Genomic DNA, 20,217 nt, shown 5'->3' on the forward strand with positions numbered 1-20,217 from the left:
TGGGGCGTCACGGAAACCCCTCGACGAGCAGGCCCGACCGGGACCATGATGAGTCATGGACATCACGAGCGTGACCGTGGGGCTGCCCGTCACCGACATCGAGGCGTCCTGCCTCTGGTACGGCGCCGTCTTCGAGCGCACCGAACCGGACCTCGAGCCCGAGGACGGTGTCGCCGAGTACGAGGTCGGCGGGATCTGGATCCAGCTCTACGAGGACGACTCCGCCGAGGAGAACCCGGTGAGCGTGCGGTTCGGCGTCGACGACGTCGGGGCGCAGCACGCTCGCATCGGCGCGCTCGGGATCGACATCGGACCGGTCGAGTGCGTCGACGGCGCCGTGAACTGGTTCGACGTCCGCGACCCCGACGGCAACGTCCTCAGCCTGTTCTCGCTCGTCGACGAGACCGGTCGCGGATCGGGACGCGACAACGGCGCGGACCGCGCGCTCTAGACGCCACCGCTCGCAGGCCGGGAGGCCCGTGGCGGCCTGGCACCGTGCCTCCTGTCCGTCACGTGGTGACGACACGACGAAGGCCCCGCCTCCTTGCGGAGACGGGGCCTTCGTGGGATCACATCAGACTCAGTTGTACGTGCCCGGCGTGAAGTCGTCCGACGAGAAGCTGTCGAAGTCGACGAAGCTCAGGTCGGCGTCCGAGAACGACGAGTCGTCCGCGAAGATGCGGTTGGGGTACCGCTCTGCCTTCGCTTCTTCCGTCGCGTTCACGTCCACGTCGCGGTACCGGCTGAGGCCCGTCCCGGCGGGGATGAGCTTACCGATGATGACGTTCTCCTTGAGGCCGACGAGGTGGTCCTGCTTGCCCTCCATGGCCGCCTGCGTGAGCACGCGGGTGGTCTCCTGGAAGGAAGCGGCGGACAGCCACGACTCGGTCGCGAGGGACGCCTTCGTGATGCCCATGACCTCCTGGCGAGCCGAGGCGGTCTTGCGACCCTCCTGCAGCGCCGCACGGTTCAGCGCGTTGTAGCGCGACCGGTCGACGAGCTCACCCGGCAGCAGGTCGGTGTCGCCGTGGTCGACGACGGTGACCTTGCGGAGCATCTGACGGACGATGACCTCGATGTGCTTGTCGTGGATCGGCACACCCTGCGAGCCGTAGACGTCCTGCACACCGTTGACCAGGTGCTTCTGGACCTCTCGGACACCCTTGACCCGGAGGACTTCCTTCGGGTCGACGGTGCCGGCGATGAACTGCTCGCCGAGCTCGACGTGCTGGTTGTCCTCGATGAGGAGCGTCGCACGCTTGAGCACCGGGTAGATGAACGGCTCGTCACCGTTGTCCGGCGTGAGGATGATCCGACGGCCCTTGTCCGTGTCCTCGACGACGACGCGGCCGGGGGCCTCGGCGATCGGGGACGCGCCCTTGGGCGTACGGGCCTCGAAGAGCTCCGTGACACGCGGCAGACCCTGGGTGATGTCGTCGGCCGAGGCCGAACCACCCGTGTGGAAGGTACGCATCGTCAGCTGGGTACCGGGCTCACCGATGGACTGTGCGGCGATGATGCCGACTGCCTCACCGATGTCGACCAGGTTGCCGGTGGCGAGCGAACGGCCGTAGCACTTCGCGCAGACACCGACGGCCGACTCGCAGGTCAGGACCGAGCGCACCTTGATGCTCTCGACACCGGCTGCGAGCAGCTTCTCGAGGAGCACGTCACCGACGTCCTCGCGAGCCTCGGCGACGACCGTGCCCTTGGCGTCCACGGCCTCGGTGGCCAGGGTGCGCGAGTACACGGTGTTCTCGACGCGCGGGTCGCGGACCAGCTTGCCGTCGGCGTCCACGGTCGCGATCGGCAGCTCGAGGCCACGGGTCGTACCGCAGTCGTCCTCGCGGATGATGACGTCCTGCGAGACGTCCACGAGACGACGGGTGAGGTACCCGGAGTCCGCGGTACGGAGCGCGGTGTCGGCAAGACCCTTGCGAGCACCGTGGGTGGCGATGAAGTACTCCGCCACGGTCAGGCCCTCGCGGTACGAGTTGATGATCGGGCGGGCGATGATCTCGCCCTTCGGGTTGTTCACCAGACCACGCATACCCGCGATGTTGCGGACCTGCAGCCAGTTACCACGAGCACCCGACGACACCATGCGGTTGATCGTGTTGTCGACGGGGAAGTTGTCCCGCATCTCCTGCGCGATCTCGTTGGTGGCCTCGGTCCAGATCTTGATCAGGTCGGCGCGACGCTCGGAGTCGGTGATCAGACCCTTGTCGAACTCGCCCTGCACCTTGGCGGCCTGGATCTCGTAGCCCGCGATGATCTCCTTCTTGCGAGGAGGCGTCACGACGTCCGACAGGGCGACGGTCACACCGGAGCGCGTGCCCCAGTAGAAGCCGGCGTCCTTGATCCGGTCCAGCGCAGCGGCCGTCTCGGTCTTGGAGTACCGCTCAGCGAGGTCGTTGACGATCGCGGACAGCACGCCCTTGTCGGTGACCTTCTGGACGAACGGGTAGTTCGCCGGGAGGGTCTCGTTGAAGAGCGCACGGCCCAGGGTCGTCTCGAGGAGGACGGTGTCGCCCTGCTCGTAGCCCTCGGGAGCTTCACCCTCGGCGAAGTGGACACCCGTCATGCGGATCTTCGCCATGGCGTTGAGGTGCAGCGTGTGCTGGTCGTTGGCCAGGATCGCCTCGGCGACCGAGGAGAACGCACGGCCCTCACCGACTGCGCCCTCGCGGACGGTCGTCAGGTGGTGCAGACCGATGATCATGTCCTGTGCGGGCAGGGTCACCGGACGGCCGTCGGACGGCTTCAGGATGTTGTTCGAGGCGAGCATCAGGATGCGGGCCTCGGCCTGGGCCTCCACCGACAGCGGCAGGTGCACGGCCATCTGGTCACCGTCGAAGTCCGCGTTGAACGCAGCACACACGAGCGGGTGGAGCTGGATGGCCTTGCCCTCGACGAGCTGCGGCTCGAACGCCTGGATGCCCAGACGGTGCAGCGTCGGCGCACGGTTCAGCAGCACGGGGCGCTCGCGGATGATCTCCTCGAGCACGTCCCACACCTGCGGACGCGAACGCTCGACCATGCGCTTGGCCGACTTGATGTTCTGCGCGTGCGACAGGTCGATCAGGCGCTTGATCACGAACGGCTTGAAGAGCTCGAGCGCCATCTGCTTGGGCAGACCACACTGGTGCAGCTTCAGCTGCGGGCCGACGATGATGACCGAACGGCCCGAGTAGTCGACGCGCTTGCCGAGCAGGTTCTGGCGGAAACGACCCTGCTTGCCCTTGAGCATGTCGCTCAGGGACTTCAGGGCGCGGTTGCCGGTACCCGTGACAGGACGTCCACGACGACCGTTGTCGAACAGCGCGTCGACGGCTTCCTGCAGCATGCGCTTCTCGTTGTTCACGATGATCTCGGGGGCACCGAGGTCGAGCAGGCGGCGGAGACGGTTGTTGCGGTTGATCACACGACGGTAGAGGTCGTTGAGGTCCGACGTGGCGAAACGGCCACCGTCGAGCTGCACCATCGGGCGCAGTTCCGGCGGGATGACCGGCACGACGCCGAGCACCATCGCTGCCGGCGAGTTGCCGGTGGCGAGGAAGGAGCTGACGACGCGCAGACGCTTGATCGCGCGGATCTTCTTCTGGCCCTTGCCCTCGGCGATCTGCAGACGCAGCGCCTCGGCCTCGGCGGCCAGGTCGAACGCCTCGAGCCGGAGCTTGATCGCCTCGGCGCCCATGTAGGCGTCGAAGTAGATCCCGAACCGGTCCTGGAGCTCGTGGAAGACGGCGTCCTCGGGCTTGAGGTCGCCCACCTTGAGGTTGCGGAAGTCCTCCCACACACGCTCGAGACGGGTGATGTCCTCGTCGAACGACTTGCGGACCTGGGACATCTCCTTCTCGGCGGTGTCCTTGGTACGGCGCTTGACGTCGGCCTTCGCACCCTCTTCCTCAAGCGCTGCGAGGTCGTCCTCGAGCTTCTTGAGGCGGTCGGCGATGATCGAGTCGCGCTGGCCCTCGAGGGTCTTGATCTCGAGACGCATCTCGTTCTCGAGGCCCGGCATGTCCGCGTGACGGCCCTCTTCATCGATGTCGATGATCATGTACGCCGCGAAGTAGATGACCTTCTCGAGGTCCTTCGGCGCCATGTCGAGGAGGTACCCGAGGCGCGACGGGACGCCCTTGAAGTACCAGATGTGCGTGACGGGGGCAGCGAGCTCGATGTGGCCCATGCGCTCACGACGGACCGAGGACTTGGTGACCTCGACGCCGCAGCGCTCGCAGACGATGCCCTTGAACCGGACACGCTTGTACTTGCCGCATGCGCACTCCCAGTCACGGGAAGGACCGAAGATCTGCTCGCCGAACAGACCGTCCTTCTCGGGCTTCAGGGTGCGGTAGTTGATGGTCTCCGGCTTCTTGACCTCGCCGTACGACCACTGACGGATGTCCTCGGCGGTCGCGAGGCCGATCCGAATGGCGTCAAAGGAAGTTGCTTCGAGCAATGTTCTTCTCTCTTGCTTGATTCAGGCTTCGATGTACGGGCGGGATCAGATGTCGTCGACGGACGACGACTCGAACCGCGAGGAGATGTTGATGCCCAGCTCCTCCGCAGCGCGGAAGACCTCGTCATCGTTGTCGCGCAGGCTGACCGCCTGGCCGTCGGCCGAGAGGACCTCGACGTTCAGGCAGAGCGACTGCATCTCCTTCATGAGGACCTTGAAGGACTCGGGGATGCCGGGTTCCTGGATGTTCTCGCCCTTGACGATCGCCTCGTAGACCTTCACGCGGCCGAGGATGTCGTCGGACTTGATCGTCAGGAGCTCCTGGAGGGCGTAGGCGGCGCCGTACGCCTCGAGCGCCCACACCTCCATCTCACCGAATCGCTGGCCACCGAACTGCGCCTTACCACCCAGCGGCTGCTGCGTGATCATCGAGTACGGCCCCGTCGAACGAGCGTGGATCTTGTCGTCGACCAGGTGGTGCAGCTTGAGGATGTACATGTAGCCGACCGAGACGGGCTCGGGGAACGGCTCGCCGGAGCGTCCGTCGAAGAGCTGCGCCTTGCCGGACGAGCCGATCAGGCGCTCGCCGTCGCGGTTCGGGAGGGTCGAGTCGAGGAGGCCCTCGATCTCGCGCTCGTACGCACCGTCGAACACCGGGGTGGCGACCTTCGTGCCCGGAGCGGCGCTGTGCGCTGCCTCGGGGAGGGCCGATGCCCACTCCTGGATGCCCTCGACGTTCCAGCCCTGCTTGGCGAGCCAACCGAGGTGGATCTCGAGGACCTGGCCGAAGTTCATGCGGCCGGGGACGCCGAGCGGGTTCAGGACGATGTCGACCGGGGTGCCGTCGGCGAGGAAGGGCATGTCCTCGACCGGGAGGATGGTCGAGATGACGCCCTTGTTGCCGTGACGACCGGCGAGCTTGTCACCCGCGGTGATCTTGCGCTTCTGGGCGATGTAGACGACCACGCGCTGGTTGACACCAGAGCCGAGTTCGTCGTCGCCGTCCTGCGAGTCGAACACCTTGACGCCGATGATCGTGCCCTCTTCACCGTGGGGCACCTTCAGCGAGGTGTCGCGGACTTCGCGCGACTTCTCGTTGAAGATGGCGCGGAGGAGGCGCTCTTCAGCGGAGAGCTCGGTCTCGCCCTTCGGCGTGACCTTGCCGACCAGGATGTCGCCGGGGCGGACCTCGGCACCGATACGGATGATGCCGCGCTCGTCGAGGTCGGCCAGCAGGTCCGGGCTGACGTTGGGGAGGTCACGGGTGATCTCCTCCTTGCCGAGCTTCGTGTCGCGGGCGTCGACCTCGTACTCCTCGATGTGGATCGAGGAGAGCGTGTCGTCCTTGATGAGGTTCTGCGACAGGATCATCGCGTCCTCGTAGTTGTAGCCCTCCCACGGCATGAACGCGACGAGGAGGTTCTTGCCGAGCGCGAGCTCGCCGTTCTCCGTCGCGGGACCGTCGGCGATGACCTCGCCCTGCTCCACACGCTCGCCGGCCGAGACGACCACGCGGTGGTTGTAGCTCGTGCCCTGGTTGGAGCGGTCGAACTTGCGCAGGTAGAAGGTCTGCGTGCCACCCTCGTCGAGCTGCAGGGTCACGGCGTCGGCCGAGACCTCGGAGACGACACCGGCCTTGTCGGCGGTGACGACGTCACCGGCGTCGATCGCGGTGTAGCCCTCCATGCCGGTGCCGACGAGCGGCGACTCGGAACGGAGCAGCGGGACGGCCTGACGCTGCATGTTCGCACCCATGAGGGCGCGGTTCGCGTCGTCGTGCTCGAGGAACGGGATGAGCGACGTCGCGACCGACACCATCTGGCGCGGCGAGACGTCCATGTAGTCGACCTCGCCCTTGGCGACGAGTTCGACCTCGCCACCCTTCTTGCGGACGAGGACCTTGTCGTCGGCGAAGTGGAACGAGTCGGTCAGCGGGGCGTTGGCCTGCGCGACGACGAACTCGTCCTCTTCCGAGGCGGTCAGGTAGTCGATGGTCTTCGTGACCTCGCCGCCCACGACGCGACGGTACGGGGTCTCGATGAAGCCGAACGAGTTGATCCGACCGAACGACGCGAGCGAGCCGATCAGGCCGATGTTCGGGCCTTCCGGGGTCTCGATCGGGCACATGCGGCCGTAGTGCGACGGGTGGACGTCACGGACCTCGACGCCGGCACGCTCACGGGACAGACCACCCGGGCCGAGGGCCGAGAGACGACGCTTGTGCGTCAGGCCCGCGAGCGGGTTGTTCTGGTCCATGAACTGCGACAGCTGGGACGTTCCGAAGAACTCCTTGATCGCGGCGACGACCGGGCGCACGTTGATGAGCGTCTGGGGCGTGATCGCCTCGATGTCCTGCGTGGTCATGCGCTCGCGGACGACGCGCTCCATGCGGGACAGACCCGTGCGGACCTGGTTCTGGATGAGCTCGCCGACGGCGCGGATGCGACGGTTGCCGAAGTGGTCGATGTCGTCCACGTCGAGGCGCAGCTGCACCGGCTCGCCGTCACGCACGCCGTTCAGCGTGGTCTTCTCGGCGTGCAGGGACACGAGGTACTTGATCGTCGCGACGATGTCCTTGACGGTCAGCACCGAGTCGGACAGCGGGGCGTCGATCCCGAGCTTGCGGTTGACCTTGTAACGGCCCACCTTCGCCAGGTCGTAACGCTTCGAGTTGAAGTAGAAGTTGTCGAGCAGCGCACGCGCGGCCTCGGCAGCGACCTGCTCGCCCGGGCGCAGCTTGCGGTAGATGTCCTTGAGCGCCTCTTCCTTCGTGAGGATGGCGTCCTTCTCGAGGGTCGACTCGATCGAGGCGAAGCCCTGGAACTCCTCCATGATCTCCTCGCTGGTCAGACCCAGCGCCTTGAGGAAGACCGTGACCGACTGCTTGCGCTTGCGGTCGATGCGCACGCCCACCTGGTCGCGCTTGTCGATCTCGAACTCGAGCCACGCACCACGCGAGGGGATGACGCGAGCGGAGTAGATGTCCTTGTCGGACGTCTTCTCCTGCTGGCGCTCGAAGTACACGCCGGGCGAACGGACGAGCTGCGACACGACGACGCGCTCGGTGCCGTTGATGATGAACGTGCCGCGTTCGGTCATGAGCGGGAAGTCGCCCATGAAGACCGTCTGCGTCTTGATCTCACCCGTCATGTGGTTCATGAACTCGGCGTTGACGTACAGCGGAGCGGCGTAGGTCTTGCCGCGCTCCTTGCAGTCGTCGATCGAGTACTTGGGGTCCTCGAGCTCGGGCGCCGTGAACGAGAGCTGCATGGTCTCGCCGAGGTCCTCGATCGGGGAGATCTCCTCGAAGATCTCCTCCAACCCGGAGTGCAGGGCGAGGTCGGTGCGACCCTGCTCCTGTCCCTCTGCGAGACGGGCCTTCCAGACGTCGTTGCCGACGAGCCAGTCGAAGCTCTCCGTCTGGAGTGCGAGCAGATCAGGAACCGTGAGGGTGTCCGTGATCTTGGCGAACGAGAGTCGCGAGTGGTTGCGACCGTTCTTGGGGTTGGTGGATGCGTTGGGCGCAGCAGCCAAGGGTGTGACCTCCGTAGGCCCCGTCGGGCCGATACTGACGAGCAGCATGTAGGTGAGTAGATGATCGCTCGGCGATCCCCGCGAGTTCATGCCCTGCGACCACGCCGACGCGTGCCTGACGCGGAACGTCGGTGCACGTGTGGGATGATCTCCGTGAGCGGGACCCGCCGCCATATACGGGTCCGGCTGCACCAGGGCGAGTTGAGCTTGTCCAACTCAGAACTCTGCGTCGACCGCAATATGACGACACGGATGCCAGGGAGCGCGAACTGCCATCATAGTTCGCGCCGAGTCGTGCTGTCCAGTCCTGGCTTGACCAGATTCGGCAGTGGCGTGTATAAGCCGCCGCGTGCCCGCAGAATTCCCGGCCCGCGCCCGGCCCGCGCCCGGCCCGCGACGGCCGGCGCCCGGCCCGCGACGGCCCGCAACGGGCCTGCGCACCCGGCCCGCGCAGTGGACCCGGCCGTGCGCTCAGCCGAGGCGCTCGCGCTCGACGTGCCCCGAGCCTCCCGGCCGGACCTGCCGTCCCGCCAGCGCACGCAAGGCGTCTTCGGGCCGGCGGGTGCGCACGAAGGTGACGCGGCCGCGGTCGTCGGTGAGCTCGATCCCGAGTCCGGGGGTGAGGATCAGTGCGCGCACGCCGCGACCGATCCGCAGGCCGACGCCGCCGTAGGTGCGGGCGTCCGCCTCGACGAGTCGGACGCCGGTGATGCGCTGACGCGCGATGCGCCGTGGCGGCAGCGGCCGGAAGTGCAGGGTGACGTGCGTGTCGGTGACGGCGAACCCGGCTCGCGCGAGCAACAGGAGCACGCCCGCCACGACGGCGACCAGCGCCGGCACGATGAGCGCGGTCTCCGGCGCGTCGCCGGGCCATGCGGTCACCGCGGCGGTCAGGCCGAGCCCGCCGAGGAGCAGGACCGCACCGACGACACGCATCCAGGTGGGCGCCGTCTCGTGGTCGGCGTGGGCTGGACGGGAGGCGCGGGGCACCCGGATCGACCGGCTCGCGGTCGTGCGCACGGTGGCGCGTGCCGTCGGTGCGGCCAGGCGTGCGGTGGGCACGCTCATCGTGTCGGCGGTCATGTCGGGTCTCCTGCGGCTCGGCGGAGTGTTGCATCCCGTATTTTACATGACGGATGCGATGTGATCACGGCCAGCGCGCGCGGGTGACCGGAAGGGGCACGCGGACGCGCGCCGACGGCGCGCACGCTCGCGCGGTGGGGGCGCTCGACGGCACGTCGTGGTCACGTCGGGAGGACGGACGCGCGAGGTGTGGGGCACTGCACGCATCGACGCGGTCCCGCGTGACGACCGGATGAACAGTACGGAATGAGTCTTGGCGTCCGCTGGCCGTCCATGTGTACGCATTCATGTGCCGGGCGGGGCCGGTCAGCGCGAGACGCGCGCGGCCGCGTCAGCGCGAGCCGCGCCCGGTGGCGTCAGCGCAGGACGCGCGCGACCGCCTCGGCGCGTGTGGCGACCCCGAGCTTCGCGAACACCTGGTTCACGTACGACTTCACCGTCGGCACCGTCAGGAACAACTCCGCCGCGATCTGCGGGTTCGTCCGGCCCGCCGCGATGTGCTCGAGCACGTCCGCCTCGCGCGGGGTGAGGTCCGGGAACCGCTCACGCAGCGCCGGCACAGCGGGCACGGACGCCGTCGCCCCGCCGCCGGCGAGCTGCGCCACCAGCCGCGCCCCCACCGTCGCGTCGAACGTCGACTGCCCCGACGCGACCGCCCGGATCGCCGTCGCGATCTCGGTCCGTCCGGCGTCCTTCGTCAGGTAGCCGCGGGCGCCCGCCCGGAGCGCGGTCACGATCGACTCGTCGTCTGCGTAGGTCGTCAGCACGAGCACCGCCACCTGCGGGTGGTCGGCCACGATGCGCGCGGTCGCCGTCGGTCCGTCGGTACCGGGCATGCGCAGGTCCATCAGCACGACGTCGGGGGCGTCACCGTCCACCGCCGCGATCGCCGCGGCGCCGTCGGCGGCCTCACCCGTCACCTGCAGGTCCGGCACGAGCGACAGCACCGTCACCAGGCCGTCGCGGACGATCGCCTGGTCGTCGACGACGAGGACACGGATGGTCACGAGGCGTCCCCCTCGGTGGTGACCAGGGCGTCCACCGGCAGGTGCAGCGCGACGACGAACTCGTCGTCGGACCGCTCGGCCTCGACCGTCGCGCCGCTGCCGAGCTCCTCGACGCGCTCGCGCATCCCGAGCAGGCCCTGGCCGCCGCCGGTGAGCGGGTTGGCCACGACGACGTCCACGGCGTCGCCGTCGCGGATGACGGACAGCGACACGGGTCGGCCGGGGGCGTGCCTGCGGGCGTTGCTGAGGGCCTCGCGGACGACCTGGACGACGGCGGCGCGGTGCGCCTCGTCGAGTGCGGCCAGGGTCGCGTCGCCCTGCACCACGATGGTGCCGCCGAACGAGCGGTGGGCGTCGACGAGGGCGGTCAGATCGGTGCGGTCGGTGCGGGCACTGTCGGTGCGGCCCGGCTTGTCGTCGTCGGACGGCCGGGAGGCCCGGCCCGCGTCCGTCAGGTCGGCGCCGCGCGTCCGCGTGGCCGGCTGCAGTGCTGTGGCCGGGTCCGGGGTGGAGGCGCCCGGGGCGGTGGCGCGGTCCGGGGTGGTGGCGCGGTCCGGGGTGGCGTCGGGCTCGGCGTCCGCGTCGTCGCGCAGCGCGTGCACGGCTCGGCGGGCCTCGGCAAGGCCGTCCGCCGCCAGGGTCCTGGCCTCGCCGGCGCGCTTCGTCGCGTCGTCGACCCGGCCGGCCTCGAGCAGGGCCTCGACCGCGTCGAGTTGCAGGACGAGACCGCCCAACGAGTGCGCGAGGACGTCGTGAATGTCCCGCGAGGCCCGGGACCGGTCGGCGAGGAGCTGTGCCCGCTGCTGTTCCCGCTCGGCCTGCCGCGTACGCTGCGCCGCGACCCGGAACTGCCGGCGGCTGAACCCGATGAGCACGCCGAGCAGCAGCCCGCCGCTCGTGCCGAGGACGAACTGGACCGAGGCGTGCTCGATCCTCGCGCAGACGGCGATGACCACCACCGCCCCCACCGCGGCGACCGCTGCGCCCCAGACCGGCACCCGGAGGTTCGCGCCGAGCAGGACGAGCCCGACGATCACGGGGACGATCATGAGCGAGTCGGTCGCCACCACGGTCAGGGAACCGGCGACGATCATCACCGCGCCCGCGACGACGAGCAGCTGCGGCGTCCGGCCGAACTCACGGAGTGCCCACGCGGCGAGCGCCACCGCACCGAGCACCCACACCCACGCGGGGAGCTGCAGCTCGAGTCCGTTCTTCACGAACCAGAACCCGACGATCACGATGCCGAGGGCGTTGAGTCCCCAGGCGGTTGCTGAACGGGACCGCCCCCCGGGGAGGTCGGTCGGGTCCTGTCCGCTCAGCAGGGTCACCGGACCATCATGCCGCGGGTGGTGCGGCGGCTGGCGGTCCGGTCTCCGCGGTCGCTCTGGTCTCCGCGGTCGCACTGGTCTCCGCGGTCGCTTCGGTCTCCGCCGTGCCCGCGCGGGATGCGCTGGTCGATGACCACGGCGCGTGCGGCGCGGTTCAGGGCGAGCACGAGCAGGATCGCCCCGGTCGAGGTGAGCAGGTGCGCACCGAGGTGGCCGCCGAGGACGTCGAGGCCGACGCGCACGGCGATGAGCACGATCCAGAGCGACGCCCCGAGCCACCCCGTGCGGGACTGGATCGTCCGACCTTTGCTGTCCGGGGTGGCGGCGGTACGGAACCGGGTGATGGTGCCCATCGTCAGGCCCACGCCGATCGTGATCAGGGCCTCGATGCCGAGGAACACGACGTCGGTCGTGGTGATCGTCGCCCCCGACTGCGCCAGGACCACCACGCCGACGATCGCCATGATCATGGGCGTGCGCCAGATGCGCGCCGGGTCGAGGTACTGCCAGGTGGCCTGGCGGTACCCGAGGAAGCCGACGAGTGCGACGCCGATCAGGACGTTGACGAGGAGCTGGACCGACATGGTGTGCCTTTCGAGGTGACCCGGCGGGACGTCCCCGACCGATGGATCCAGCCTCGTTCCGGCGGGTCCGCGGGCACACCAACCAGGGGTGGGGGCCCGGGTGGTGATCGCGGTGCCGGTCGGGTGGTGTTCGATTGACGGCATGGCTGATGCGTTCGACGGGTTCCGGATCGGTGCGGGGTACTCGGTGGTCGAGCCGGACCGGCACCGCCCCGGGTCCTTCACGCTCGTGGTGGACGGCACGCCGCAGTCGCACGTCGACCTCGAGGACCCGACCCACCTGGCGTTCGAGTACATCCGGCGGATCGGCCACGCCATCGACCTGCTGCCGTCCGGCCCGGTCACGGCGTTGCACCTCGGCGCCGGCGCCCTGACGCTCCCCCGGTACGTCGCGGTGACCCGGCCGGGCTCGCGCCAACAGGTCATCGAGCTCGAGCGCGACCTGGTGGACCACGTCCGCGAGGTCCTGCCGTTCCCCCGCGGTGCGTCGATCCGGGTGCGGTACGGCGACGCGCGCGAGGTGCTCGGCAAGCTCCCCTCCGGGCTGCGCGGAACGGTGGACCTGGCGGTGGTGGACGTCTTCGGCGGGTCGCAGATCCCGGCGCACGTGACGAGCATCGAGTTCTACCGCGAGGTCGCCGCGTTCCTGTCACCGACCGGCATCGTCGCCGTGAACGTGGCCGACGGCGCGGGCCTCGCGTTCGCGCGGGGGCAGGCGTCGACGCTGCAGGCCGTGCTGCCGTCGGTGGCAGCGGTGGCGGACACCGGCATGCTCAAGGGGCGGCGGTTCGGGAACATCGTGCTGCTCGGCTCGCCGAGCGACCTGCCGATCGCCGAGATGCCGCGGCGGTACTCGTCGGACCCGATGCCGGCGAAGGTGGTCCACGGGGCCGAGTTGCGGGCGTTCATCGCCGGGGCGCCGATCGTCACCGACGCGACGGCCGTGGCGTCACCGGAGCCGAACCGGAGCGTGTTCGGCGCCTGACCCCGCGACGACGACGGGGCGGCGCGGGGGGCCGTTCCCGGGCACTCGGCGGGTGCGGCTGTCAGGATGGTCTGAACGACCGCGCAGGTGCGCGACCGAGCGATGGGATCCCCTGATGACGAACGACGACCGGAGCAACCAGGACCGGACGGGCGACGGCCAGGCGCCGAGCTGGGGCGGAGCCCCGCAGCAGCAGCCCGCCGCCGACACACCGCGGTACGGCGAGCGGAGCGACCCGACGCCGCAGTACGGGCAGTCCGCCCCGCAGTACGGCGAGCAGCAGGACCAGTACGGGCAGCAGCAGAACCAGTACGGCCAGCAGCGGTACGGCCAGCAGCCGTACGCTGCGGCGCCCGCGAGCTCGGGCTCCCCCGCGTGGCAGAGCTACGAGGAGCCGAAGGCCAAGAAGAAGACCGTCGGCGTCATCGCGTTCGTGGTCGGCCTCGCTGCCCTGGTCGTGGGAGCCATCGGCGGGTACCTGTTCGGGCAGTCGTTCGGCGCTTCCGACGCCTTCCGCGAATCGATGCAGAACAGCGGGGCGACGCCGAGCGATGCGCAGATCACCGAGCTGATGACCTCGTCGAACGTCATCACCGGGTCCCTCATGTTCTACCTGGGCACGGCGCTCGGCCTGTGGGCGATCGTGCAGGGCATCATCGCTGCCGTCACCAAGCGTGGCCGCGGTTGGGGCGTCTTCGCGATCGTCCTCGCCGTCGTCGCGCTCATCGTCTTCGTCGTCGCGGTCGGCGTCGCTGCGGTTGCGGCGAGTGGGATGTCCTGACCCGCTGAACCGGTCCGGAACGGCCCGTCGTGCTCCGGCACGGCGGGCCGTTCCGCGTCCACCGACGCGAAGCCCGAGCGCGTCGCACCGGCCGCTCCCGGCAGAGCGCGGCTACCCTCGAACCGATGTCCCTCCCGCCCGACGACCGCCAGCAGCCCGACCCGTCCGACCAGTCCCGTGAACCGCGCCACGCGGCTCCCGTGACGGCCGGGGTCAGCCCGGGCAGCACCTTCGCGCCCATCAGCCTGCGGCCGGCGGTCGACGTCGACGCCGTGCACCAGCGTCTGCGTGACCTCGGTCAGAGCCGCAGCACCGAGGCGCTCGCGGAACGCGCCGAGCTCCTCCGCCTGCTCGGCCGCCTCGACGAGTCACTCGTCGTCGCGGAGGAGGTCTTCCGCCTCGCGATGTTCACGGGCGAACGCCAGGACAAGGTCGCCGCCCGGATCCGGCGCGCACACATCCTGCACGACCTCGGTCGGCACGACCGTGCCGCGACCGAGGCCGCCCTGGCCCGCGACACCGCGGCGACCGAGGAGTGGCCGGAGCTCGAGGGTGCCGCCGCCGAGATCGAGGGCTGGTCGCTGTTCGAGAACGACCGTTTCGAAGAGGCCCGCGCCGCACTGTCCCGCGCCTACCAGGCGTTCCGTCAGGCCGGAGCCCCGTCCGAGCGCACCGACGCCCTGCGCACCGCGGTCGAGGCGGCGATGCGGGCCTCGATCACGCGCCCCGCCGAACCCGCCGACAAGCCGCGGACGGCCCGTGAGGTCGCCGCCCGCCGTGCCGAGGACGACGAACCGACCATGCGCGTCGCCGAGCCGGTCAAGCAGGTCCCGCCGATCCGCCGCCGGGTGCTCGGGGCGCCGGACGCCGCGCGCACCGAGGCCGACGACATCTGGGGACGGATCGCCGCCCGGGCAGCCAAGAAGGGCCAGGCCGACCCCCGCGCCGACCAGTGACCGCACTCGAGACGGTCCGCTCCCGGGCCGAGGCACTCATCACCGAGCACCTCGGCGCTGGTTCGTGGGCCTTCGGCTTCGACCACGCGAAGACCCGCGCGGGACAGTGCGACTTCGCCCGGAAACGCATCACCGTCAGCCGACACCTGGCCGCACGGTTCTCGGACGACGACGTCGAGCAGGTCCTGCTGCACGAGGTCGCCCACGCCCTCGCCGGGGCACGTGCGGGCCACGGCCCGAAGTGGAAGCGGACCGCGGCCGCCATCGGGTACACGGGTTCGCGGCTGCACGACGGCCCGATCGCCAGCGAGCTCGCACCGTGGATCGGGACCTGTCCCGCCGGACACGAGCACTTCCGGTACCGAACGCCCACCCGCCAGCTCGCCTGTGCGCGGTGCTCCCGCCGGTTCGACGCCCGCAACGCCATCGTCTGGCGGCGCCGGAGCGACGCTGACACCCCGTCGACGGTGGCCTCGACTACCGCATGAGTCCGTCCGCGCTCGGAGGCGCGCCGGTAACCCGTTAGCCTGGACGGATGCACACGGGGCAGCACATCCGCACGGACGCCGGATCCACCTGGTTCTTCGACGCCGGTCGGATCGCCCTGGACTTCGCGCACACGGGTGGGTTCGCCGACGACCCGGACGGCCGGCGTCCCCGATCGCAACTCGGTGAGCTGCTCGCGAGCCCGGCGGACCTGGACGAGTGGCTCAGCGACCACACCGAGCCGATCGACGTCGGGGCGAGTGCGCGCGAGCTGCAGGACGCCCGCGCGCTCCGCGCGGCGATCGCCCGACTCGCCGTCGCCGCGGCCCCCGGCCCGGCGACCACCGCGGCCGAGCGCACCGCCGTCGCGGCGGGCCTGCGTGCCGGGACCGGCCGCACGCGCCCCGCGCCCGACGACATCGACACCGTCAACCTGTTCGCCGCCCTGCCGGACGTGCCCCCGAGCCTCCCGGGTGGCCGACGCCGTGCCGGAGCCAACCGCGTCCGACTGGCCCAGGCGCTGTCCAGCGTCGCGCGCGACGCCGTCGCGCTGTTCACCGAGGTCGGCTTCGACGACGTCGAGGCCGACGGCCGGCCGACGCGTCTGAGCCGCTGCTCGGCGGACGACTGCGCGCTGGTCTTCTACGACTCCTCGCGGGGCGGGACGCGTCGCTGGTGCTCGATGCAGCGCTGCGGGAACCGCGCCAAGGTCCGTGCACACCGCGCTCGGCGCGCGGCGGCCTGACCGCGGAGTGAGCACGGCGTGACCGCCTCTGGTGGCCGCGACGCCACGGGCCTCCCGTCCGCCCTTCGTGAGCGGTCACGACACCCCGCTCACCTCCGCCGAGCGGCCACCGACCGTCGCCCGACAGCGGCGCAGCCGACAGATTGCGACCAGCCGACGAAAAGCAAGCGACGAGTCGCGACCACCCGACCGCACAGGAGGCGCGTGGCCGCGCCGCCACGGGCCTCCTGTCCGCCCTTCGTGAGCGGTCACGACACCCCGCTCACCTCCGCCGAGCGGTCACCAACCGTCGCCCGACAGCGGCGCAGCCGACAGATTGCGACCAGCCGACGTAAGGCAAGCGATGAGTTGTGACCACCCGACACACTCACGCGCAAGTGGCGACCGGCCAGCGCAACGCCGTATCGAAGATAAAGATTCGGCATGCCGAATTCTCTGGCATGCTGGTCCCGTGACCGACACCGCCGCCGCCAGGACCACCGAGCAGCCCTCCGGTACGCCGCGCCGCCGCGCCACGAGCCTGACCCTGCTCGGCCCGGCGTTCGTCGCGGCCATCGCCTACGTCGACCCCGGCAACGTCGCCGCCAACCTCACCGCCGGTGCGAAGTACGGCTACCTGCTGCTCTGGGTCCTGGTCGCCGCGAACGCCAGCGCCGTGGTCGTGCAGTACCTGTCCGCCAAGCTCGGCGTCGTCACGGGCAAGTCCCTGCCGGAGCACCTCGGCCTGCGGATGCGTCGCACCCCGAGACTGCTGTTCTGGGGGCAGGCCGAGATCGTCGCGGCCGCGACCGACATCGCCGAGGTGATCGGCGGCGCACTCGCCCTGCACCTGCTCTTCGGCCTGCCGCTCGTCGCTGGCGGGCTCATCACGGGCGTGGTCTCGATGCTCCTGCTGACCCTGCACAGCCGCCGCGGGACCCGCACCTTCGAGGCCGTCGTCACGGCGATGCTCGCGATCCTGACCGTCGGGTTCTGCGCCGGACTGCTCTTCGCGCGGGTCTCCCCCGCCGAGCTCGTCAGCGGCCTGGTGCCGCGGTTCGAGGGCTCCGAGTCGGTGATGCTCGCGGCGTCGATGCTCGGTGCGACGGTCATGCCGCACGCGGTCTACCTGCACTCGGCGCTCGCCCGCGACCGGCACGGCGACGTGCCCGCCGGCCCCGAGCGCCGCCGCGTGCTCGTCGCGACCCGGTGGGACGTCGGTCTCGCGCTCGTCGTCGCCGGCGGCGTCAACATCTGCATGCTCGTCCTCGCCGCGGCGACGCTGCCCGGCGTCGCCGGCACCGACTCGATCCCCGGTGCCCAGCGGGCGATCGCCGACCACGTCGGGCCCGTCGTCGGAGTGCTGTTCGCGGTGGGGCTGCTGGCGTCCGGACTGGCCTCGACCTCGGTCGGCTGCATGGCCGGCGCCGAGATCATGAAGGGGTTGCTGCACGTCCGGATCCCGCTCGTGGCGCGGCGCGTGATCACCCTGGCGCCGGCGATCGTGCTGCTCGCGATCGGTGCCGACGCGACGATGCTGCTGGTGGTGAGCCAGGTGGTGCTGAGCTTCGGGATCGCGTTCGCGATCGTCCCGCTGGTCGTCTACACGTCGCGCCGCAGCATCATGGGCACGGACGTGAACGCCGCGACCACCCGCGTGGTGGCGTGGGTGATCGCGGCGGTCATCGTGGCGCTCAACGTCGCGCTGATCGTGCTGACGGTGACGCAGTGAGCGCCATGACGTCGGTCGTCACTCGACGACCGTGACGTCCTTCCAGAACGCGACGTAGCCCGAGTAGTCCTTGCCGACGCGGTCGAACGACGACGGGATCGGCGTCGGGTAGGACCACGCGCGGTCCTGCAGCGCCTGTCCGTCGACGTTCACCGTGAAGTACTGGGTGTCGCCCTTCCACGGGCAGTGGTACTGGGTGGGGCTCTCGGTGAACAGCTCGGACTTCACGCTCGACGGCGGGAAGTACCAGTTGCCCTCGATCTTGATGAGGTCCTCTTCGGGGGCCTCCGCGATCACCGTGTCGCCGACGACTGCCTTCATGCGTTGCTCCTTCGCTCGCTGGTGCCGGACGGCCTGGACGGCGCTCCGGTCCCTGTCCGCCCGAACGCTACGCCCGGCCCCGCGATTCCCGCAGGACGACGAGGTCCGGTCCGACGGCGAGCGCCGCGTGCGACTGCTCGCGACCGAGGACGGCCGCGCTCTCGGACGCCGTGACCAGGTGCTTCACCGCGCGCCGGAGCCCGGTGTACGCCGCGCAGGCCGCGGCGGCCTCCGGCGAGGTGTGGTCGATCCCGACCGCGGCGAGTGCGTCGACGACGGCGCCGGCGGCGAGCAGGTCCTCGACGGCGAAGTCCGGTGCGTCGGGCACGTCGACGGTCTCGCCCGCGGCCTCGGCCGCGTCGTCCAGCGCTCCGGGATGGTGCAGTCCGGCGGCGACGACCGCGACGACGCACCGGTCGCCGCGATCGGCCTGGAGGCCCGTCACCCGTTCGGCGATCGCACTCGCGTTGCCGAGGTGGCCGAGCACGACCTCCGGACCGTCCGGCAGCTGGGCGGTCGCGTTCCGCAACGCGCGGCGCTGCGCCGCCGCGTCCGGCGAGGCCGGCAGGACGTCCACCCAGACGACGAGGTGTGCGCCGTGGACGATGCGTGCCGCACCACCGGCGCCCCACGCGAACCGGACCTGGTACTGCTCCTGGGTGCGTTCTGCCACGTCCGTCACGATAGCCGCCCGGACGATGCTGTCCCTCTCCACAGGGTGGCCGTCCCGACAGGCTCCACCATGGTCGACGACCGTAGGATGCACTTCCATGGAGATCGCCCCCGCGCCCACCCTGACCGGCGACCGTGTGACGCTCGAGCCCCTGTCGCAGGAGCACGCGGACGACCTGCGGGCAGCGGTGACCGACGGCGATCTGTGGCGCACCTGGTACACCTCGGTGCCCGCGCCGGCCCAGGTCGAGGACGAGATCGACCGCCGCCTCGCCGAGCACGAGGCCGGCCGCATGGTGCCCTTCGCGGTGCGTGACCGTCCGACCGGCCGCGTCGTGGGTTCGACGACCTTCATGAACATCGACCCGGGCAACCGGCACGTCGAGATCGGCAGCACCTTCCTGGCGAAGTCGGCGCAACGATCGGGCATCAACACCGAGGCGAAGCTGCTGATGCTGTCCCACGCGTTCGAGGCCTGGCAGTGCATCGCGGTGGAGTTCCGCACGCACTGGCACAACCACCAGTCCCGCGCCGCGATCGCCGGTCTGGGCGCCAAGCAGGACGGCGTGCTGCGGAGCCACTCGATCGGTCGCGACGGCACGCTCCGCGACACCGTGGTGTTCTCGATCATCGCCTCGGAGTGGCCGGCGGTCCGATTGTCCTTGGCCGAGCGGCTCCGGCGGCACGACCGCGCCGAGGGGTCGCGCCGCCGGTCCGCCCGGCACGCCTGACCGTCAGAGCGTGTGACGGACCGTCCGGTCGCCCAGTGGCTGGACCGGACGCGCGTTCTCGACGTGCGCTGCCTCGAGGTCGGCGAGCTGGTCGGCGCCGAGCTCGATCGGGTCCTCGAGCACGATCCACCGCACCCCCTCGGTGCACGGCGGCGTGGTGAGCGAGCCCTCGTAGGTCACGAAGGAGCGCGACGCGGGCAGCATCGCCTCGACGTCCACGGTGCTCTCGCGACCCGCCCCTGCCGTCGCCCCGGCGAGGTAGCTCTCGTACGCGGGGTTGTGCGCGCCCCGCTCGGCGAGGACCCCGACGACGGTCAGGGCTCCGCGGTCGTCGGCGTGCACGAAGTGGAACTCCGCGTCGGCCGGATCGCCGTCGACGGTGTGCTCCGAGCCCGCGTGGAAGTGCATCTGCACCAGGTCGAGTTCCTCGCCGGCGACGGTCGTCGAGGCGCCGTCGTCAGCGGTGAACTGCACGGTGTGCCCGTTGTCCGCCGTCAGCCCCCGGACAGCGCCCGAGCCCACGAGGTCGAGGTCGGCGCCACCTCGGGCCGCCGGGAGGTCGATCGGTGACTGCTGGTCGCCGGCGCCGCACGTGCCGTACTCGTCGGTGAGACCACCCCAGTGCTGCGGGGCACTCGCTCCCTCGTACGACCACGACGTGCCGGCGTCGTGTGCGTCGGCCTCGGGAGGCGTCTCGGCCGCGCAGCCGGCGAGGGCGAGGAGGACTGCTGGGGCGACGAGCAAGGGGAGGCGGGGGTGAGTGGATCGCATGCTGTCCACACTCACATACTCGTATTTCACATTTGCCGAGAGTGGTCGTCGGCCGCG

Annotated in this window: 17 protein-coding genes; 8 read left to right on the forward strand and 9 right to left on the reverse strand. The window is 70.3% G+C overall.

The genetic code is table 11. From position 1 onward, the window contains the following. Window positions 1-55 precede the first annotated feature (55 nt). Window positions 56-451, forward strand: a complete 396-nt coding sequence (locus ABH929_RS01075) for a VOC family protein (RefSeq protein WP_111083488.1) — start codon at window positions 56-58, stop codon at window positions 449-451. Between the two features lie 129 nt (window positions 452-580). Here ABH929_RS01075 and rpoC read toward each other — a convergent pair whose 3' ends face one another. From rpoC to ABH929_RS01105, 6 genes are all read right to left on the reverse strand, one after another. Next, window positions 581-4,462: a DNA-directed RNA polymerase subunit beta' gene (gene rpoC / locus ABH929_RS01080; RefSeq protein WP_205463341.1), complete on the reverse strand. Its 3,882-nt coding sequence runs from the start codon at window positions 4,460-4,462 to the stop codon at window positions 581-583. Between the two features lie 45 nt (window positions 4,463-4,507). Continuing rightward, window positions 4,508-7,996 carry a DNA-directed RNA polymerase subunit beta gene (gene rpoB, locus ABH929_RS01085; RefSeq protein WP_263055016.1) on the reverse strand — a complete coding sequence of 1,163 codons (3,489 nt, stop codon included), beginning with the start codon at window positions 7,994-7,996 and terminating at the stop codon, window positions 4,508-4,510. Between the two features lie 471 nt (window positions 7,997-8,467). Continuing rightward, window positions 8,468-9,079 carry a hypothetical protein gene (locus tag ABH929_RS01090; protein WP_263089367.1) on the reverse strand — a complete coding sequence of 204 codons (612 nt, stop codon included), beginning with the start codon at window positions 9,077-9,079 and terminating at the stop codon, window positions 8,468-8,470. A 356-nt stretch (window positions 9,080-9,435) separates the two neighbouring features. Beyond that, the gene (locus tag ABH929_RS01095; protein WP_263089366.1) at window positions 9,436-10,086 is read right to left on the reverse strand and encodes a response regulator transcription factor; all 651 of its coding nucleotides are present in this window, start codon (window positions 10,084-10,086) and stop codon (window positions 9,436-9,438) included. Beyond that, on the reverse strand, window positions 10,083-11,417 hold the full coding sequence (locus ABH929_RS01100; RefSeq protein WP_404559805.1) for a sensor histidine kinase: 1,335 nt from the start codon (window positions 11,415-11,417) through the stop codon (window positions 10,083-10,085). The genes ABH929_RS01095 and ABH929_RS01100 overlap by 4 nt, the downstream gene beginning before the upstream one ends. Beyond that, window positions 11,414-12,001 (reverse strand): hypothetical protein, encoded by a 588-nt coding sequence (locus tag ABH929_RS01105; protein WP_404559806.1) that lies wholly within the window; start codon window positions 11,999-12,001, stop codon window positions 11,414-11,416. Before ABH929_RS01105 ends, ABH929_RS01100 begins: the two co-directional genes overlap by 4 nt. A 142-nt stretch (window positions 12,002-12,143) precedes the next feature. On the opposite strand from ABH929_RS01105, the gene ABH929_RS01110 reads away from it, so the two are divergent. From ABH929_RS01110 to ABH929_RS01135, 6 genes are all read left to right on the forward strand, one after another. Next, window positions 12,144-12,986, forward strand: a complete 843-nt coding sequence (locus tag ABH929_RS01110; RefSeq protein WP_404559807.1) for a spermidine synthase — start codon at window positions 12,144-12,146, stop codon at window positions 12,984-12,986. 115 nt (window positions 12,987-13,101) lie between these two features. Next, window positions 13,102-13,767 (forward strand): hypothetical protein, encoded by a 666-nt coding sequence (locus tag ABH929_RS01115; RefSeq protein ID WP_404559808.1) that lies wholly within the window; start codon window positions 13,102-13,104, stop codon window positions 13,765-13,767. A 125-nt stretch (window positions 13,768-13,892) separates the two neighbouring features. Continuing rightward, window positions 13,893-14,723 (forward strand): hypothetical protein, encoded by an 831-nt coding sequence (locus ABH929_RS01120; protein WP_404559809.1) that lies wholly within the window; start codon window positions 13,893-13,895, stop codon window positions 14,721-14,723. Then, entirely contained in the window at window positions 14,720-15,211 is a 492-nt protein-coding gene (locus ABH929_RS01125; RefSeq protein ID WP_263089361.1) for a SprT-like domain-containing protein, read from the forward strand. Before ABH929_RS01120 ends, ABH929_RS01125 begins: the two co-directional genes overlap by 4 nt. Window positions 15,212-15,258: 47 nt before the next feature. Next, window positions 15,259-15,954, forward strand: coding sequence for a CGNR zinc finger domain-containing protein (locus tag ABH929_RS01130; protein ID WP_123311680.1), 696 nt, complete (start codon window positions 15,259-15,261; stop codon window positions 15,952-15,954). Window positions 15,955-16,405: 451 nt separating this feature from the next. Next, window positions 16,406-17,665, forward strand: a complete 1,260-nt coding sequence (locus tag ABH929_RS01135) for an Nramp family divalent metal transporter (RefSeq protein ID WP_404559810.1) — start codon at window positions 16,406-16,408, stop codon at window positions 17,663-17,665. An 18-nt stretch (window positions 17,666-17,683) separates the two neighbouring features. On the opposite strand, the gene ABH929_RS01140 is transcribed toward ABH929_RS01135, so the two are convergent. Together ABH929_RS01140 and ABH929_RS01145 are read right to left on the reverse strand one after the other, a co-directional pair. Further along, entirely contained in the window at window positions 17,684-17,986 is a 303-nt protein-coding gene (locus ABH929_RS01140; protein WP_111083501.1) for a DUF427 domain-containing protein, read from the reverse strand. A gap of 67 nt (window positions 17,987-18,053) precedes the next feature. Beyond that, complete coding sequence (locus ABH929_RS01145; protein WP_263089359.1) at window positions 18,054-18,659, reverse strand: hypothetical protein; 606 nt, start codon at window positions 18,657-18,659, stop codon at window positions 18,054-18,056. A gap of 97 nt (window positions 18,660-18,756) precedes the next feature. Here ABH929_RS01145 and ABH929_RS01150 point away from each other — a divergent pair, with 97 nt between their 5' ends. Further along, window positions 18,757-19,389 carry a GNAT family N-acetyltransferase gene (locus ABH929_RS01150; protein WP_263089358.1) on the forward strand — a complete coding sequence of 211 codons (633 nt, stop codon included), beginning with the start codon at window positions 18,757-18,759 and terminating at the stop codon, window positions 19,387-19,389. Between the two features lie 3 nt (window positions 19,390-19,392). On the opposite strand, the gene ABH929_RS01155 is transcribed toward ABH929_RS01150, so the two are convergent. Beyond that, complete coding sequence (locus ABH929_RS01155; RefSeq protein ID WP_404559811.1) at window positions 19,393-20,160, reverse strand: carbonic anhydrase; 768 nt, start codon at window positions 20,158-20,160, stop codon at window positions 19,393-19,395. Between the last annotated feature and the right edge of the window lie 57 nt (window positions 20,161-20,217).

Source organism: Curtobacterium sp. AB7 (genome assembly GCF_044909335.1).
In the GTDB taxonomy this organism is placed as follows: Bacteria; Actinomycetota; Actinomycetes; order Actinomycetales; family Microbacteriaceae; genus Curtobacterium.